Annotated in this window: 16 protein-coding genes and 6 tRNA genes; 5 read left to right on the top strand and 17 right to left on the bottom strand. The window is 42.9% G+C overall.

The genetic code is table 11. The features are described from left to right. Window positions 1-371: 371 nt before the first annotated feature. From rplT to thrS, 4 genes are all read right to left on the bottom strand, one after another. A complete protein-coding gene (gene rplT, locus FN961_RS24245) occupies window positions 372-731 on the bottom strand; it encodes a 50S ribosomal protein L20 (protein WP_144042715.1) in 360 nt (119 codons plus the stop codon). 18 nt (window positions 732-749) lie between these two features. Then, window positions 750-944 (bottom strand): 50S ribosomal protein L35, encoded by a 195-nt coding sequence (gene rpmI / locus FN961_RS24240; RefSeq protein ID WP_005503401.1) that lies wholly within the window; start codon window positions 942-944, stop codon window positions 750-752. A gap of 84 nt (window positions 945-1,028) precedes the next feature. Next, window positions 1,029-1,571, bottom strand: a complete 543-nt coding sequence (gene infC, locus FN961_RS24235) for a translation initiation factor IF-3 (RefSeq protein WP_144042714.1) — start codon at window positions 1,569-1,571, stop codon at window positions 1,029-1,031. Window positions 1,572-1,574: 3 nt separating this feature from the next. Further along, entirely contained in the window at window positions 1,575-3,503 is a 1,929-nt protein-coding gene (thrS, locus tag FN961_RS24230) for a threonine--tRNA ligase (protein WP_144042713.1), read from the bottom strand. Between the two features lie 284 nt (window positions 3,504-3,787). Between thrS and FN961_RS24225 the strand changes: the two genes are divergently transcribed. Continuing rightward, window positions 3,788-4,057, top strand: a complete 270-nt coding sequence (locus FN961_RS24225) for a hypothetical protein (protein ID WP_144042712.1) — start codon at window positions 3,788-3,790, stop codon at window positions 4,055-4,057. 220 nt (window positions 4,058-4,277) lie between these two features. Next, window positions 4,278-4,466, top strand: a complete 189-nt coding sequence (locus FN961_RS24220; RefSeq protein WP_144042711.1) for a CPXCG motif-containing cysteine-rich protein — start codon at window positions 4,278-4,280, stop codon at window positions 4,464-4,466. Window positions 4,467-4,543: 77 nt separating this feature from the next. Here FN961_RS24220 and FN961_RS24215 read toward each other — a convergent pair. From FN961_RS24215 to FN961_RS24185, 7 genes are all read right to left on the bottom strand, one after another. Next, window positions 4,544-4,620: transfer RNA gene (locus tag FN961_RS24215), tRNA-Val, on the bottom strand. A 43-nt stretch (window positions 4,621-4,663) separates the two neighbouring features. Next, window positions 4,664-4,740, bottom strand: a tRNA-Val gene (locus FN961_RS24210). A gap of 2 nt (window positions 4,741-4,742) precedes the next feature. Next, a tRNA-Met gene (locus tag FN961_RS24205) sits at window positions 4,743-4,819 on the bottom strand. A gap of 196 nt (window positions 4,820-5,015) precedes the next feature. Continuing rightward, window positions 5,016-5,092, bottom strand: a tRNA-Met gene (locus FN961_RS24200). 44 nt (window positions 5,093-5,136) lie between these two features. After that, window positions 5,137-5,213 (bottom strand) — tRNA-Val (locus FN961_RS24195). Window positions 5,214-5,215: 2 nt separating this feature from the next. Continuing rightward, window positions 5,216-5,292, bottom strand: a tRNA-Met gene (locus FN961_RS24190). A 189-nt stretch (window positions 5,293-5,481) separates the two neighbouring features. Continuing rightward, a complete protein-coding gene (locus FN961_RS24185; RefSeq protein ID WP_144042710.1) occupies window positions 5,482-6,858 on the bottom strand; it encodes an MATE family efflux transporter in 1,377 nt (458 codons plus the stop codon). 32 nt (window positions 6,859-6,890) lie between these two features. On the opposite strand from FN961_RS24185, the gene FN961_RS24180 reads away from it, so the two are divergent. Then, window positions 6,891-7,505 (top strand): riboflavin synthase subunit alpha, encoded by a 615-nt coding sequence (locus FN961_RS24180; RefSeq protein WP_144042709.1) that lies wholly within the window; start codon window positions 6,891-6,893, stop codon window positions 7,503-7,505. Between the two features lie 101 nt (window positions 7,506-7,606). Here FN961_RS24180 and prpF read toward each other — a convergent pair whose 3' ends face one another. From prpF to FN961_RS24155, 5 genes are all read right to left on the bottom strand, one after another. After that, window positions 7,607-8,839: a 2-methylaconitate cis-trans isomerase PrpF gene (gene prpF, locus FN961_RS24175; protein ID WP_144042708.1), complete on the bottom strand. Its 1,233-nt coding sequence runs from the start codon at window positions 8,837-8,839 to the stop codon at window positions 7,607-7,609. 74 nt (window positions 8,840-8,913) lie between these two features. Next, window positions 8,914-11,538, bottom strand: a complete 2,625-nt coding sequence (acnD, locus tag FN961_RS24170) for a Fe/S-dependent 2-methylisocitrate dehydratase AcnD (RefSeq protein WP_144042707.1) — start codon at window positions 11,536-11,538, stop codon at window positions 8,914-8,916. Between the two features lie 164 nt (window positions 11,539-11,702). Then, window positions 11,703-12,827 (bottom strand): bifunctional 2-methylcitrate synthase/citrate synthase, encoded by a 1,125-nt coding sequence (prpC, locus tag FN961_RS24165; RefSeq protein ID WP_144042706.1) that lies wholly within the window; start codon window positions 12,825-12,827, stop codon window positions 11,703-11,705. Window positions 12,828-12,929: 102 nt separating this feature from the next. Further along, window positions 12,930-13,808 carry a methylisocitrate lyase gene (gene prpB, locus FN961_RS24160; protein WP_144042705.1) on the bottom strand — a complete coding sequence of 293 codons (879 nt, stop codon included), beginning with the start codon at window positions 13,806-13,808 and terminating at the stop codon, window positions 12,930-12,932. A 47-nt stretch (window positions 13,809-13,855) separates the two neighbouring features. Further along, a complete protein-coding gene (locus FN961_RS24155; protein ID WP_144042704.1) occupies window positions 13,856-14,518 on the bottom strand; it encodes a GntR family transcriptional regulator in 663 nt (220 codons plus the stop codon). Between the two features lie 317 nt (window positions 14,519-14,835). Between FN961_RS24155 and FN961_RS24150 the strand changes: the two genes are divergently transcribed. Continuing rightward, window positions 14,836-15,702 carry a hypothetical protein gene (locus tag FN961_RS24150; RefSeq protein WP_144042703.1) on the top strand — a complete coding sequence of 289 codons (867 nt, stop codon included), beginning with the start codon at window positions 14,836-14,838 and terminating at the stop codon, window positions 15,700-15,702. A 121-nt stretch (window positions 15,703-15,823) separates the two neighbouring features. On the opposite strand, the gene FN961_RS24145 is transcribed toward FN961_RS24150, so the two are convergent. Then, window positions 15,824-16,663 carry an outer membrane protein OmpK gene (locus tag FN961_RS24145; RefSeq protein ID WP_144042702.1) on the bottom strand — a complete coding sequence of 280 codons (840 nt, stop codon included), beginning with the start codon at window positions 16,661-16,663 and terminating at the stop codon, window positions 15,824-15,826. A 361-nt stretch (window positions 16,664-17,024) separates the two neighbouring features. Here FN961_RS24145 and FN961_RS24140 point away from each other — a divergent pair, with 361 nt between their 5' ends. Beyond that, window positions 17,025-18,146, top strand: coding sequence for a pyridoxal-phosphate-dependent aminotransferase family protein (locus tag FN961_RS24140; protein WP_144042701.1), 1,122 nt, complete (start codon window positions 17,025-17,027; stop codon window positions 18,144-18,146). The last annotated feature ends 280 nt before the right edge of the window (window positions 18,147-18,426 follow it).

Genomic DNA, 18,426 nt, shown 5'->3' with positions numbered 1-18,426 from the left:
CAGCATCAGAACCGCTAAAACTCGCCTGTAAGGAGTGTTTTTGGCTGCCTACTTCTGCGTTGAATGAACTCATAAGGGAACAACCATTATGTCATCCATTCGCCTTGAATTAGTTTGCCAAGAAACACTCTGAGTAGATCAACTTCTTATACTGATTGGTATAAGCAGTCGTCTCTAAGATAAATACAATCGCTCGTTCATATCTTTCCCCAAGAAGCGCTAAACTGAATCCATCAGTAACTGTCACTATATAAAAGAGTGGCTGAGCTGCCAGTATAGGAATAATTTGAAAAATATGAAATTGGAGAAAGGTGAAATTTAGCCATTAAAAAAGGGACCCGAAGGTCCCTTTTAAAAGTAGATCTAACTAATTACTTAGCTAAAGCTTCTTTTGCTTTTTCTACTAAAGTTGTAAATACAACTTTATCAAAAACAGCGATGTCAGACAGGATCTTACGATCGATTTCAATAGAGGCTTTTTTCAAACCATTAATGAAACGGCTATAAGATAGACCATTTTGACGAGATGCCGCATTGATACGTGCAATCCAAAGTTGACGGAATTGACGTTTCTTCTGACGACGGTCACGGTAAGCATATTGACCAGCTTTAGTTACGGCTTGCTTTGCAACACGGTAAGTACGTGAGCGAGCTCCGTAATAACCTTTGGCTAATTTTAGTACTTTCTTGTGACGAGCACGAGCGGTTACACCACGCTTAACTCTAGGCATTGTTCTTTGCTCCTTTAATTAAGCGTATGGTAGTTGACGTGCAATTGCAGGCATGTCAGCTTTAGATACTAAACATTTAGCACGTAAGTGACGTTTACGCTTAGTGCTCTTCTTGGTCAAAATGTGACGTAAGTGGGCTTGCTTGCGCTTGAAACCATTAGCAGTTTTCTTAAAACGCTTCGCTACACCCTTGTCTGTTTTCATTTTAGGCATTGCTAAAACTCCGCATTGGGACATTAATAAAACGCAAGGCGAGCAGAGACCTAATAAAAGACCCTGCTACTTTATGTTGCCTTACTATTTCTTTTTCGGCGCGAGTACCATCACAGCTTGACGGCCTTCCATTTTAGGGAAGGACTCAACGACTGCTATTTCAGCCAAGTCATCTTTAATACGATTCAAAAGATTCATACCAAGACTTTGATGAGCCATTTCGCGACCACGGAAACGAAGCGTAACTTTCGCTTTGTCGCCGTCATCTAGAAAACGATTCAGGTTGCGTAGTTTTACCTGATAATCGTTTTCATCAGTACCGGGACGGAATTTAATTTCCTTCACCTGTACAATTTTCTGCTTCTTCTTCTGTTCTTTTTGAGATTTTGCTTTATCAAAAAGGAACTTTCCGTAGTCCATTATACGGCAAACCGGCGGCTCAGCGTTAGGACTAATTTCAACTAGATCAACACCAGCTTCATCAGCTAATTCTTGTGCTTCTCTGATTGTCATCAACCCTAGGGGCTCACCATCTAAACCATTTAAACGTACTTCTGAAACGTCTGTGATGAGTTCATTAATTCTGTTCGGGGCCGCCTGGCGCCCTGCTGTTTTTTTGATCTTTATGACCTATTCCTCCAACAAATTGAGACTACGGAGCGAAATTTGCTTATTTATTTTAGCTACAAATTCAGAGATTTGAATTTTGCCTAAATCAATACCATCTCTGGTTCGCACCGCAACTTCCTTATTTTCCATCTCTTGATCACCAACGACCAATAAATAAGGTACACGCCGTAGAGTGTGTTCGCGTATCTTAAAGCCTATCTTCTCATTCCTCAAGTCTTTCGAGGCACGAATTCCGTTTTCTTTTAATATATTTACGATTTCGTCGACATAATCAGACTGTTTGTCAGTAATATTCATTACGACGACTTGTGTAGGTGCTAACCACGTTGGAAATTTACCCGCATACTCTTCAATAAGAATGCCAAGAAAACGCTCTAATGAACCCAAAATAGCACGATGGATCATCACTGGTGTTTGACGACTGTTGTCTTCTGCAACATACGTTGCTCCAAGACGACCTGGTAAAGCATAATCAAGCTGTACCGTGCCACATTGCCATGCACGATCTAGACAGTCATGCAGTGTGAATTCGATTTTAGGACCATAAAAGGCACCTTCGCCTGGTAGGATATCAAAAGCGATATCATTGGCATTAAGCGCTTGTTTAAGGGCTTCTTCGGCTCTGTCCCACATATCATCGTCGCCGATACGTTTTTCTGGACGAGTCGAGAGTTTAACCACGATATCTTTGAAGCCAAAAGTCTCATAAGTATCATAAACCATCTTGATACATGCACTCACCTCTTGTTGCACTTGATCTTCAGTACAGAAGACATGAGCGTCATCCTGAGTGAAGCCACGCACACGCATTAGGCCGTGTAGAGAACCTGATGGCTCATTACGGTGACAGCAACCAAACTCAGCCATACGTAATGGCAGATCGCGGTAAGATTTAAGACCTTGATTGAAGATCTGGACATGACCTGGGCAGTTCATTGGTTTAATCGCATATTCACGATTTTCAGAACTGGTTGTGAACATGGCATCTGAGTACTTGTCCCAGTGACCAGAACGCTCCCAAAGAGCACGATCCATCATCAATGGACCTTTTACCTCTTGATAAGTGTATTGGCCAAGCTTCTGACGAATAAACTTCTCAAGCTCTAGGTACAAGCTCCAACCATCATTATGCCAAAACACCATACCAGGTGCTTCTTCTTGCATATGATAAAGATCAAGTTGCTTGCCAATCTTACGGTGATCTCGCTTCGCTGCTTCTTCTAGACGATTAAGATGAACTTTTAATGCTTTCTTGTCAGCCCAAGCTGTACCATAAACACGTTGTAGCATCTTATTATCAGAGTTACCGCGCCAGTATGCGCCAGCAACACTCATCAACTTAAAGTTTTGGCAAAATCTCATGTTTGGTACATGAGGGCCACGACACATATCAACATACTCTTCATGATGATATAGCGCAGGTTGGTCATCCTGACTGATGTTTTCATCTAGGATAGCCATCTTGTACGTTTCGCCACGGGCTTCAAACGTATCTCGAGCCACTTGCCAGCTGCCTACACGCTTTTCAACGGCATAGTTAGTTTTTGCAAGTTGTACCATGCGCTTTTCAAGCGCATCGATATCTTCCTGGGTCAGCTTGTGCTCTAAATCGATATCATAGTAAAAACCATTATCGATAACTGGACCAATTGCCATTTTTGCTTCAGGCCATAATTGCTTGAATGCATGACCTAGCAAGTGAGCACATGAATGGCGAAGTATCTCAACGCCCTCTTCATCTTTAGCCGTAATGATAGATAACTCTGAATCAGTATCAATGATGTCGCACGCATCTTTCAACTCACCATTTACTCGGCCTGCGATACACGCTTTCGCGAGACCAGGACCGATATCGGCAGCAACATCTAAAGTAGAAACAGGGTTAGCAAACTCTCGTTTGCTTCCATCAGGAAGTGTAATAACAGGCATGAAAAATCCTTATCCAGTGGTGACCCCTACGTAGGGCCACTTGCTAATAAATAATAAAAGAAAACGCACTTATGGGATAAGCCATTACAAGAGTCTTAGTCACCTTAAGCACAAGAGCGTAATTCTACGAGATCACACTAGCCTAATGCAAGCGTCTGTATGTATTTTTGCGCAACAAAGATGCTGGGTTCTGACTGTGCAATGTCATGATTTTACAATTTTATTGTAATGAATACTTCATAACCGTCTCCTATTCTGTAACGAAGACAACATAGGAGGTTAATATGATTAATTTAATACTGCTTACCGGTGCACTCATTCAGATCTCTGCTGATTCTACACAGCAAAAAACAGCGATGAATCAATTTACACCTGAAATAACAACCCAATCAAAGCGCTTAGTCGTTACTCATGATATCGATAGTGGATTATCAATGGAAATACAGGCGAATTTGGAAGCGGAATTTGAACGTATGGTAGTGACAATAGATGAAGAGTTAACACTCAACCTAGATGCTCGTACTTCGGTCAATCTCTACTCAAAGCAAAACTAGCCTCTATCAATAGCAATAGCAATAGCAATAAGTATAAAGAAGCTGGAAATTTGATAAATGGCAAATAGATAGCTTAATCAAATAGCACACAGGGAAATAGATGTGCCTCCATCACTATAATGAACTATGAATGACTTCACTAGCAAAGCTCAATTTAGAAGAGCATAGTGAGAATTCTGCATTTATTTATTTATTATTGTTGGTTGTATTTGGAGGTCGAATGAAGTTTTCTACGCAGACAATTTGCTGCCCACACTGTGGTCATCATCAACATATTGATATAGATGGTACTTCTGGGGATCAAGATTATTATGACGATTGTAGGATATGCTGCAACGCTATCCACTTGCGTATTCATCTAGACGAATCACAGCAAATAATAGAGTTACATATCGACTCAGGTAATTAGCCTACCAGTTGAGATGGCAAATTTTAGGTACAAAAAAACCAGCCTAAGCTGGCTAAGTAACTCTAGTTTTCAATAAATGGTACAACCGAGTGGATTCGAACCACCGACCCCTACCATGTCAAGGTAGTGCTCTAACCAACTGAGCTACGGTTGTATTGTGTCATACTAGAATAAAATTTAATCTTTTACAAAAAGATTGGTACAACCGAGTGGATTCGAACCACCGACCCCTACCATGTCAAGGTAGTGCTCTAACCAACTGAGCTACGGTTGTATTGGTTGCGGGAGCTGGATTTGAACCAACGACCTTCGGGTTATGAGCCCGACGAGCTACCATACTGCTCCATCCCGCGTCCGATAAAACGCTGAAAGTTGTTTTGATTCTACTTACAAAGAATTGGTTGCGGGAGCTGGATTACTCTTTATAAAAACAGGGCAACGACCTTCGCCTTGATTTACATAAAAAGTTGAGTCCGAGTAGCTTTTATACTGCTCCATCCCGCGTCGGATAAAACGCTGAAAGTTGTTTTAATTCTGCTTACAAAGAATTGGTTGCGGGAGCTGGATTTGAACCAACGACCTTCGGGTTATGAGCCCGACGAGCTACCATACTGCTCCATCCCGCGTCCGATAAACGCTGAAAATTATTTTGATTCTATTTACAAAGAATTGGTACAACCGAGTGGATTCGAACCACCGACCCCTACCATGTCAAGGTAGTGCTCTAACCAACTGAGCTACGGTTGTATTGGTTGCGGGAGCTGGATTTGAACCAACGACCTTCGGGTTATGAGCCCGACGAGCTACCATACTGCTCCATCCCGCGTCCTAGTGTCCGTTTGGCTATTGCCTTGGAACGAGCGTCATAATACGGGATACAGTTTTCGTTGCAAGTAAAAAGATGAAGTTTCTGTTTAAGTGCTGCTTTGCTGCCCAACTTGCTCTTTTAAGGCGCATATATGCAAAGAGAAGCTGTATTAGCTCCTCTTTGCGTTCGAAAAACAAGCATTATATTTTAATGATTTGATGTATTCGATATGACTTCTTTTGAAAAACCTCTCTTCTGTATATACCTTAATCTTAATGCAAACAGTAATGCAGCACTTGTAAGCCCTGCTATTAAGCCTATCCAGAAGCCATGGGCGCCCATAGCAGGAACAATCAAATCCGTTCTTGCTAATGTATAACCTAATGCCATACCCACAGCCCAATAAGAAACTAAGGTGATATAAAAGGCGCTCCTTGTATCCTTATATCCTCGAAGCGCTCCAGCAGCAACAACTTGGACGGAATCAGATAACTGATACAAGGCAGCAAGGAACATCAAACTGGCTGCTAATGTCACCACTTCAGGGTTACTATTGTATAAGTGCGCGATCTGATACCTAAATACAACCGTAAATATTGCGGTGATCACCGCTAGCGCAAAAGCAATGGCTAATCCAAGTTTCGTGATCAAGGCTGATATTTCTGGTTTGTCTTGTCCTAAGTAATATCCAACACGTATCGAAACCGCGATACCAATTGACAGTGGTAGCATGAAGACGATGGATGAGAAATTAAGTGCTATCTGATGTCCTGCGACAACAATGGCACCCAATGGAGCAAGTAATAGTGCTATCACCGCAAACAAACTGACTTCGAAAAACAGCGCCATAGCAATGGGTAGACCATGCTTAGTCATATCCCACATGGTACGTAGGTGTGGCTTATGAAAAGCTTTAAAGGGGGCAAGCTCCTTAAACTTTTGATGAAACTGCATATAGATTATCATCGCAATGAGCATCGCCCAGAAAACCAGAGCTGTCGCAAGACCACAACCTGCACCGCCCATCGCAGGCATACCAAGATGACCATAGATAAAGACATAGTTAGCCGGGATGTTAACGGCTAAGCCAACAAAGCCAATCACCATAGTGGGTAAAGTGTAAGATATACCCTCACTGCATCCACGTAAAACCTGATACAAGATAAACGCAGGGACGCCCCATGCAAAGCCTTCAAGATAACCTATGCTCAATCTGGCCATTTCAGGGTCTAATGCCATCATAGAAAAAATTTGTTCTGCAAAAGTGAGGAATACCACCACACCTATACTGCCAATTATGGCAATATAACCAGCTTGAAAAGCGAGAGGTTGGATCGCCTTTTGATCATTTGCACCATGATAGTGTGCAAACATAGGGGTAAAGGCCATTAATAACCCCTGAACAAACAAGAGTGCTGGTAACCATAAGCTGGTACCGATGGCTACTGCAGCCATATCAACTGCACTGACACGACCAGCCATAACAGTATCGATAAAACCCATCATAGTTTGGGTTACTTGAGCAATAAGTACAGGTAGAGCAAGCTGTACTAAGCGTTTGGCCTGAAAGCCGACATGATTCATGGAAATTGCCTTTAATACTAACGAGAGAAAATATGTTTACAGGTATAGTTCAAGCCACGTGCGAAGTGGTTGCGATAAATAAGAAAGATGGCTTAAATACGCTAGAAATCGCTATGGAACCCAGTTTACGTGAAGGGCTCATAACAGGCGCAAGTGTTGCGAACAACGGTGTCTGTTTAACGGTTACACGAATTGACGATAATAGGGTGTTTTTCGATGTAATGGAAGAGACCTTGAGCGTGACAAACCTCTCAAAATTGCAACTTGGTTCTAAGATCAACATCGAGCGGTCTCTCACATTTGGTAGTGAGATCGGCGGACATATTCTATCTGGTCATATCCATACTCAGGCCAAGATTGTCGACATCAGCAATACCAGTACACATTACAATATGCAATTAGAAGTGGAACCAAGATGGATGAACTATATCCTCTATAAAGGCTTTGTGGGGGTTAATGGCTGTAGTTTAACGGTAGGCGCTGTGACCGAAAATAGCTTTATGTTACACCTGATCCCCGAAACGCTAAAATTAACCAATCTGGATCTTGTCAAAATAGGTGAGCAAGTCAACATTGAAATCGACAGTCAAACACAAACTATTGTCGATACTGTTGAACGCGTTCTAGCAAAAAAAGCACTCATTTAGGCTTAATAGATGCAGTAAAAGGCAAACTCCAAAGTTGGAGATTGCCTTTTACTGTTCTCAACTATCTTTTTTTAGACAGTTTCATTTATTAGAATATCGCTTTATTTCAACGTATCTCCAGGCACCCTCACCCAGCCTTCCATCAGTACTCGTGCACTTCGGCTCATCGCAGCTTTAGTCACTTGCCATTGCGCATTCTCAAACTTAGCTTCAGCGCCTACCTTCAACGTCCCAGAAGGGTGACCAAATACAACATGTCCATTTGCAGCGGACTCTCTGTCCACGCCACCAGCAGCAAGATTAACTAAAGTACCGGGTATCGCTGCTGCAGTGCCAATTGCTACTGCGGCGGTGCCCATCATCGCATGATGCAACTTACCCATTGAAAGTGCCCGCACATTCACATCTATGTCTGTACTCAAAATGGCTTTCCCACTTGAGGAGGTATAATCCACAGGCCCACCCACAATGGCGACTTTAGGCGTATGTTGTCTCCCAGCTGCTTCATCGATATGACTAATGAGCCCCATCTTAACTGCACCGTGAGCACGAATAACCTCGAACATCGCCAATGCCTTTGGATCGCCATTTATAGCTTCCTGCAGCTCAGCTCCTGTATAACCCAAGTCGTTCGCGTTAATAAAGATCGTTGGGATCCCAGCGTTGATCATCGTGGTTTTTAATACACCAGCGGCAACGACGTCTGTTGGTACCACTAAGTCATCAACTAAATTACCTGTGGGGAACATTGCCCCCTCTCCATCAGCGGGGTCCATAAACTCAACCAAGACTTCAGCGGCAGGGAAAGTCACGCCGTCAAGTTCAAAATCACCTGTCTCTTGCACTTCACCGTGAGTCACAGGCACGTGCGCGATGATGGTTTTGCTAATATTTGCCTGCCAAATCCGTACCACCGCGATGCCATTTTCAGGTATACGCTCAGGGTTAACTAATCCATTGTTGATGGCAAACGACCCTACCGCAGCCGATAAATTACCGCAATTGCCGCTCCAATCAACAAAAGGCTTGTCGATTGCGACTTGGCCGAACAGATAATCAACATCGTGATCGATTTGAGTACTTTTAGCGATGATCACTGTTTTACTGGTACTGGAGGTCGCCCCTCCCATGCCATCAGTCTGCTTTCCATAGGGATCAGGACTGCCAATCACCCTAAGCAACAATGCATCACGCGCATCACCTGCTATTTGTGCTTGTACCGGCAGATCCTCAAGATTGAAGAACACCCCCTTGCTTGTACCGCCACGCATATAAGTTGCGGGTACTTTTATTTGAGGAGAGAAAAATGGCAGAGTTTTAGCTTCTTGTCCCATGTATACCACCTTTAATAGAGAGTGGCGCATTACAGCGCCACTCTCTATGTTGCTAAATATAGAAATAATGTCAATTAAGCCACAGCAGATGACTCGAGGAAGTCTTGAGCAAAACGTTGTAATATTCCGCCTGCCTCATAAATCGATGCCTCTTCAGCCGTATCTAAACGACACTTCACCGCGACCTCTATTTTCTCACCACTCGTGCGAGTGATAATCACGGTCAACATCCCACCAGGTATTCGATCGCCTATGACATCGTAAGTTTCAGTACCATCGATTTGATAGGTATGACGGTTCTCACCATTAGTGAACTCTAGCGGCAATACGCCCATTCCCACTAAATTGGTACGATGGATACGCTCAAATCCTTCAGCAACAATCACTTCAACACCAGCTAAACGAACACCTTTAGCTGCCCAGTCACGACTTGAACCTTGACCATAATCAGCGCCAGCAATAATGATGAGTGGCTGCTTACGTTCCATATACGTCTCAATCGCTTCCCACATACGTGAAACTTGACCTTCAGGCTCAATGCGCGCCAGTGAACCTTGTTTAACTTCCGTTGTTCCGCCTTTACCAAGGTGAGTCACCATCTCATTAAACAACTTAGGGTTAGCAAACGTTGCGCGCTGAGCAGTTAAATGATCGCCACGGTGAGTGGCATAAGAGTTAAAATCAACCTCTGGCAATCCCATCTTATCCAGATATGCTCCAGCTGCACTGTCGAGCATAATTGCATTAGAAGGAGAAAGGTGATCAGTCGTAATGTTATCGCCTAGTACTGCCAACGGACGCATGCCTTTCATGGTGCGCTCACCCGCTAATGCACCTTCCCAATAAGGAGGACGACGAATGTAGGTACTCTGTGGACGCCATTGATACTGTGGATCCACATCCGCGCCGTATTCTACTTTGATATCAAACATAGGCTCATAGACTTTGCGGAACTGCTCAGGCTTAACACTCGCCGCCACAACTGCATCTATCTCTTCATCTGATGGCCAGAGATCTTTCAGAGTTATCTCATTACCTTGGCTATCTTTTCCTAAGCTGTCTTTCTCAATATCGAAACGAATGGTGCCCGCAATCGCATACGCAACAACTAAAGGCGGTGATGCTAAAAAGGCTTGTTTTGCATACGGGTGGATACGGCCATCAAAGTTTCGGTTACCAGACAGTACCGCTGTCGCGTACAAATCTCTGTCGATCACCTCTTGTTGAATAACGGGATCTAACGCGCCACTCATGCCGTTACAGGTTGTGCAGGCAAAACCAACAATACCAAAGCCGAGTGCTTCAAGTTCGGGTAACAACTCAGCCTCTTCAAGATACAGCTGCACAGCTTTTGAGCCAGGTGCTAAGGATGTTTTAACCCAAGGCTTTCGGGTTAATCCCTTTGCGTTAGCATTACGGGCAAGTAAACCTGCGGCAATGACATTACGAGGATTAGATGTATTAGTACAACTAGTGATGGCTGCAATGATACAAGCACCATCTGGCATCATGCCGTTCTCAATGTCTTTTTGATAAGAATCAGGTGTACCACTAATCCCCATTTCAGCCAGCTCATTGGTTGAAACACGTCGATGTGGATTAGAAGGCCCTGCGATGTTACGGCCCACTGATGACAAGTCAAAATGCAATACACGTTCATACTCTGCATCTTTTAGGCTACCAGCCCATAAACCGCTTTGTTTCGCGTAGGTCTCAACCAACTTAACTTGCGCATCTTCTCGACCCGTTAACTTAAGGTAGTCAATGGTTTTGTCATCGATATAGAACATGGCAGCCGTTGCGCCAAATTCTGGTGTCATGTTTGAGATAGTGGCACGATCGCCCAAGGTGAGATTAGCTGCGCCTTCGCCATAAAACTCTAAATAGGTCGACACCACTTTTTCATTACGTAAAAACTCAGTAATAGCCAATACAATATCTGTCGCCGTGATGCCCGGTTGACGTTTACCCACCAGCTCCACACCCACAATATCAGGCAGACGCATATAAGAAGGTCGGCCTAACATGACACTTTCAGCTTCAAGGCCGCCCACACCGATAGCGATCACGCCCAGTGCATCCACGTGGGGTGTATGACTGTCTGTCCCCACTAGCGTATCAGGAAAAGCAACACCGTCTAGGGATTGGATCACTGGAGACATCTTCTCAAGGTTAATCTGATGCATGATGCCATTACCCGGCTGGATCACATCAATATTTTTGAATGCTGTTTTGGTCCAGTTGATAAAATGAAATCTGTCTTCGTTCCGTCTATCTTCAATCGCGCGATTTTTATCAAAGGCGTCTTTTTCAAACCCCGCATGCTCTACAGCAAGAGAGTGATCGACAATTAATTGAGTCGGTACCACAGGGTTCACTTTCGATGGGTCGCCACCTTTATCGGCAATGGCATCTCGAAGACCGGCAAGATCAACCAAAGCGGTTTGTCCTAAAATGTCATGACATACCACGCGGGCTGGATACCAAGGAAAGTCCAAATCACGTTTACGCATGATGATCTGTTCAAGACACGCCGTGAGCTTATCTGGCGCACAACGGCGTACTAAGTTTTCAGCATAAACACGGGAAGAGTAAGGTAGCTTGTCATAGGCGCCCGGCGTAATCGCATCAACAGCTGTACGAGTATCGAAATAGTCGAGTTCAGTACCCGGTAAAGATTTACGGTAGGTCGTATTCATAAGGTGTTCCCCAGTTTAGATACTGGTTTAATTCTATTCATTGCTCTATTGACTAATTAAGTGTGAAATTTTTTAATACCAACAAATTCATACTTATTAGTGTCTAATATCAACTTTAATCTTGATGGAGATAGATGTTAACTATCTCCATCAAAAATTATGACCTATCTTTCGCTGATAGGCTTAACGCTTCTTGGCTCCGACCCAGTGTAATCAGCACTTGGACGAATGATGCGGTTATTAGAGCGCTGCTCCATCACATGGGCAGCCCAACCCGTTAGACGTGAGCAGACAAAAATAGGCGTAAACAGCTTAGTAGGAATGCCCATGAAGTGGTAAGCCGATGCATGGAAGAAGTCAGCATTACAGAACAGTTTCTTGGTGTCCCACATAAACTCTTCACACGCCACGGAGATGTCATACAAAGAAGTGTCGCCATTTTCATGGGCTAACTTTTCAGACCAAGCTTTGATAATGACGTTACGAGGATCCGATGTGCGGTAAATCGCGTGCCCGAATCCCATAATTTTCTCTTTGCGTTCAAGCATGCCTGCCATCTGGATTTTTGCATCCGCAGGTGATGAGAATGTTTGAATCATATCCATCGCAGCTTCGTTAGCTCCACCATGCAGTGGTCCACGCAAAGTACCGATAGCGCCAGTAATACAAGAATACATATCCGATAATGTTGATGCACATACACGAGCAGTAAAGGTCGAGGCATTAAACTCATGCTCTGCATAGAGAATTAATGACACATCCATCACACGTCGATGCTGCTCTGATGGCGCTTTGCCGTTTAGTAGGTGCAAAAAGTGGCCAGCAAGAGAGTCTTCATTAGTAACACAATCTATTTCAAGACCGTCATGTGAGAATCGATACCAGTAACACATAATGGCAGGGAATGCGGCAAGCAGACGATTGGCAGCTTGAGCTTGTTCACTAAAATCAGCTTCTGGCTCTAAATTACCTAAAAATGAGCAACCCGTGCGCATTACATCCATCGGATGCGCATCGGCAGGTATGCGTTGCAGAACCTCTTTTAACGCTTGAGGAAGATCACGCTGAGTCATTAACTCAATCTTATAGGCATCAAGTTGTGCACTATTGGGTAACTCGCCGTTAAATAACAGATACGCCACCTCTTCAAACGTGGTGTTATCAGCTAAGTCAGCCACATCATAACCACAATAGGTTAATCCTGAACCTGACTTGCCCACAGTACATAGCGATGTATCGCCTGCACTTTGACCACGAAGACCTGCACCACTTAGTTTTTTATCTACCATAACTTGTTCCTCTTCCTTCTTTATTGATCGACTTATGCTCTGGCTATTTTGTTGTGTTGCCTTGTTATTGATGCATAAGTTGTAGGGTTCATATCATTGAGATTATTTGTTTTTACCTTCCGCGAACAAACTGTCTAACTTCTCTTCGTAATCGTGATATCCAAGATAGTTATACAGATCCATACGCGTCTGCATTGAATCAACGACGGCTTTTTGATCGCCATTTTCAAGTATTGATGAATACACCATCTCAGCAGCCTTGTTCATGGCACGAAATGCACTTAAAGGATAAAGCACCATGTCAGCGCCCCACTCTCCTAGTTCTTGTTTGTTCCAAAGTTCTGTTTGGCCAAATTCAGTGATATTGGCCAAAATCGGCACATCTAGTGCTTCAGAAAAGGCACGATAGTGGGCTTCAGTTTTAACCGCTTCAGCAAAAATACCATCAGCGCCAGCAGCAACGTAGGCTTTAGCACGCGCAATTGCAGCCTCTAGTCCCTCTTGCGCAAATGAATCTGTGCGAGCCATGATGAAAAAGTCAGGGTCTGTACGAGCATCAACGGCCGCTTTAATGCGATCTACCATCTCTTCCGTCGACACGATCTCTTTATTAGGACGGTGACCACAACGCTTTTGCGCCACTTGATCTTCCATATGAACCGCAGCAGCCCCTGCTTTCTCCATATCACGCACTGTTTTGGCAATATTAAATGCTCCGCCCCAACCCGTATCAATATCAACGAGTAAAGGGAGATCACATGCAGAGGTGATGCGCTGCACATCAACAATCACATCATTAAGCGATGTCATGCCAAGATCCGGCAGTCCGTATGATGCATTCGCAACACCACCACCGGATAAGTAGATGGCTTTGTGACCGATCTGTTTGGCCATCATGGCCGTGTAAGCATTAATAGTACCGACTATCTGCAGTGGCTTATTGTCTACTAATGCCTGACGAAACTTTTTCCCTGCACTCATCTTCATCTCCTTAAGCTAGCTCTTAAACTAAATATATAATTTGGGTGTTAACTCTTAACGAGTTTGGCTTCTACATTTTTCTTTGAATACATAATGTGGCGACGCATCAGCATTTCAGCGAGCTCTTCGTCACGATTCGATATGGCTTGAACGATATGTCTATGCTCATCAAAAGCCGTGGTGATCCTAGGCCCTGACATACCAAGCTGAACGCGATACATGCGAACCAGATGATAGATCCCATCAATTAACATTGTGATTAGGTGTTTATTTTTACTGCCTAAGATGATGCGATAGTGAAAATCAACATCACCTGCTTCTTGATAATATGACTCACCCGTTTTCACTTTTTGAAAATGGGAATTGAGTAACGAATTGAGATTGTCGATCTCTTCGGGCGTCATATTCTTAGCGGCGAGACGTGCTGCCATGCCTTCTAATGACTCACGTACTTGATAGAGATCAATTAAACCGGCTGGTGTTAATGCGACAACTCGAGCGCCGATATTCGCTTTACGCTCGACAAGATTACATGACTCTAAACGATTAATAGCTTCACGAATAATGGCACGACTGACGCAGTACTTTGTCGACAACTCAGCTTCGCTCAATTTAGATCCTGCTAAAATACCACCTTCAACAATATCTTTTCGTAGCTGAAAAAATGTTTTATCTGCAGCAGTTATAGGTTCTTCATTGAAAAAAGTCATAGTCTTCTAACAATCACATTACAAATACATTGTCGACAATATAGCCAACTATTCCATACTGGTCAATAATAAACCTCGATATTGTCGACAAAAAGTTAACAAGTGTAGACTCATTAATGTCAATATAGTTGTTAAAAGTAAGGCAACATTGGCTCAATACCACGCCAGCTTGACTAATTTTAGATATGTGATGATTTGCCAATCACTTGAATTTACAAACCACCTGTATATTGGTACATTTTAAGCACATCGGTATCAGTAGGTAACATCTGCTTGATAATCATCGCTTACCCAGTGTTCCACACTCAAAGGCTCCAATGCAGATAGTCAACTCTCCCGCTCAATCATCCCTATTTACCACTGCAACCATTGTAGGAAACGCGTCAGGAAATTGGGACATAGCAGCAAATGGTGTCACTTTCATTTTTAACGGAACCGAGTCTCCAAGCAGTAAAGAGGACACACCCGACTCGCTAATCAATATCTCAAACGGTCCATTTGTCGGTTCTGAGGCCCCTTTTGTTGTCACTGGATTTTTGGACGAAGCAGAAGAAGCGTTATTAACTCAACAATTAGTCGAAGTCGCAGAACAGTTGGAAGGAAGGCTCAATTGTTGGCCATCAACAGGATTAGTCACCACAGTACTCATGACTCAGCTATCAGGGCAACTACATGTTAAGCGCATGTCTTTACTGCCAAGTCTCAGTCGTGATCTAATGATGTCCAAGCAAGAACACTTGCCTTGCATGGTGCATAATTGGCTAGGTGAGCGCCGAATAGCGCTAGCGTTACAGACACATAACCTTAATTGGAGAGAGCTCTACCTGACCGAGCCAGAGCGTAAAAATACAAGCGTTATAGAACACAACTTGATGCCATCGATAGATAGCCAATGTCCATTTACTCAGTTGATAGAGATAGGAAAGCACATTGATTGTGCAGAAGAACAACGCCAACAATCTATTTCGAAGTTAGAAGAGATGTCATCTAGCCATATCTCATCTTGGCTTAACCATTCAAGCCAAGACAAGCTCTTAGCCTGCGAAAGCCTTTTCTTCAACCAAACACCTGAATCGACACCAACTCACTGGTATCTAATCCATAACCTCGCTTCGCAATATCTTGATGGGATCCGTCAACGACTCGCCTATTGCCAACAAACACTCATTAATGAGGTTAACTAAGGTATTCAGTAACAGTGCCCGTTGCTGGGGATATGTTTACTGGTAATCTCACCATAAAGGGGCTTGCCAGTGATCATTAGGATTTATGATCACTGGCTACAGATCACAGCTAATAGTTAGATTAGAATCGCCATACCGCTAAGAATTGTGCGGCATTATCATCTGTACCCTTTTCACCGAGTTTGTTTTTCCAATATTGATACTCAATACCAACAAACAATTGATTGGCATTCGTACCTAACAGTTCACCTAAATCTAAACGAAGCTGCGGTTGAAACAAGATCCAGTACTCAAGATCCGTTTTGCCAAAATTGTTAGTCTGTTCACGACCATCGATATATTCTAAGTGCCCTTCTAGGCTCCAGCTTGTAGACCCAATTTTAAAAGGATAGGCCCAAGCAAAATCAACCATGAAGCTTGAATCTTCATTCACAACAGTGAAAACAGAAGAGGAAGCACTGCCACCACCTTGATGGATATAACCAGTCACATCAACCTGTGCGAAAGCAAAGCCAGGCAAGTCCAATGAAAACCTCACACCAGGAAGAAGCCATGCACTATCCACTTCTGGCGCAAAGTTAAAACCTGCCACAAGCCCAATATCTTTCACTGGACCAAATGAGAGATCATTGCCAGTAATGGCACCCAAACTAAAGTTTGAATACCACTCACCATAGAATTCACTACTGTCTTCGACAGGAAAATTAGCATCGTTATTGACATCGTAACGGCTATAGTCGACGAAGAAAAAGTTATCACCGTAATCCCATCCACCAGCATGTTGGAATGTCACAATCGTTGTTGTAGCAGTACCACCTGTGCCAACAACCTCCAACTCACCCAATGCTTGTAGTTGTACTTCTGTATTGCTCCAATTCTCCGCAGTAGCATTTGTCGTTATTAGCGCTGACGAGACAATTAAACTTGTAGCAATAGCACTCGCTGTTTTACAGAACCTCATAATCATTCCTTCTTAGTTATTATATTTATATTTTTACTAAACATCATTATTATTAAATAACATTCAGACAGTAAATTTATAAAGCACAATAAAATTAATTTCATTATTAATTCCAGTCTTAATCAAACTCATATTTTATGACAAGTAAAATAGAGAAAATAACACTGTTAACGACAAATTGTGCTCTGACTAAATCTTAACCAAGCTTACAAATCCTGACTTCAGTGTCAACTCAATTATTTTCCAAAAAGGATTCAACAGTTTTATGAAAACGATACGCCAGCCATAAACTTGACACTTGTGACAGGTTTTGATATCAAATATTAATTAAATAACCCTCTCTCAAATAAAGGCATATAACATGAACTTTCAATCTTTTAATCCTCCTCGAAGGATCTTAATGGGCCCAGGTCCTTCAGATATAAGCCCTGAAGTTCTAGCTTCACTTTCAAGACCAGTAATAGGACATCTAGACCCCCTGTTCGTCGGAATGATGGATGAAGTTAAAGCCTTACTTCAGTATGCTTTTCAAACTAAAAATGAGTTTACAATCGCACTATCAGCGCCAGGCTCTGCGGGGATGGAAGCGTGTTTTGTTAACCTTGTAGAAGCTGGCGATAAAGTGATCGTCTGTCGTAATGGCGTCTTTGGTGACCGCATGATCCAGAACGTCACCCGAATTGGTGCTGAAGCTATTGTTGTTGATTCACCTTGGGGACGAGCAGTTGAGATAGACAAAGTAGAACAAGCACTTATCGCTAATCCTGACGCGAAATTTGTCGCCTTTGTTCACGCAGAAACCTCCACTGGTGCGGTATCTGATGCTAAAACTTTATGTGCTCTGGCGCAAAAGCATCACTGCCTCACTATTGTTGATGCCGTCACTTCCTTAGGAGGAATTGAGCTTAAAGTCGACGAATGGGGAATTGATGCTATCTATTCCGGATCCCAGAAATGCTTGTCATGTGTCCCTGGTTTATCGCCCATATCATTCAGTCAAAAAGCCGTTGATGTGATTAAAGAACGCAAAACGAAAATTCAAAGTTGGTTTTTAGATCAATCACTTGTAATGAGCTATTGGTCAGGAAATGGCAAGCGAAGTTACCACCATACCGCCCCAGTTAACTCATTGTATGGATTGCACGAGTCACTCGTTCAGTTGCACCGTGAAGGTCTTGAAAACCGCATAAAACGCCATAAAATACAGCATGAAGCGCTTGCTGAAGGCTTAGCCAAATTAGGCATCGAATTCATTGTCCCAAAAGAGGAACGTTTACCACAACTGAATGCTATCTACATTCCAGAGGGAATTGATGACGTTAAAGTCCGCCACTACCTTCTCAATAAGTACAATCTAGAGATAGGTGCTGGCCTTGGCGATCTAGCAGGTAAAGCATGGCGAATTGGCCTTATGGGCTATGCTGCAAGAAGTGAAAACGTCATTTTATGTTTAGCAGCACTTGAAGATGCCTTGAATCAATAGCCACAATATAGCCGTTTGCGTTTCCATAATGTGGAATTGAAAACGGCTACCTCTCCTGATAAATCCATAATGTGAGATGACGTTTTAGGTCTAAACCGGGGTTTAATTTCTAATATTCGAATGCAATATAGGCATAAAAACAGTAAATATTTTCTTCCAACTTTATTAACAGTGATATTTTAAAATCCATTACTAATACAAAACTTAAAAAAATAAATCTATTTACCTCATCAATCATAACAAAAATAAAATAAGACACATTAGAAACCAAGTCACTATT

The organism is Shewanella hanedai (assembly GCF_007197645.1).
Taxonomy (GTDB): Bacteria; Pseudomonadota; Gammaproteobacteria; order Enterobacterales; family Shewanellaceae; genus Shewanella; species Shewanella hanedai.
The sequence above is the reverse complement of the archived record's forward strand: the minus strand, read 5'-3'. Positions and strand labels throughout refer to the sequence as shown.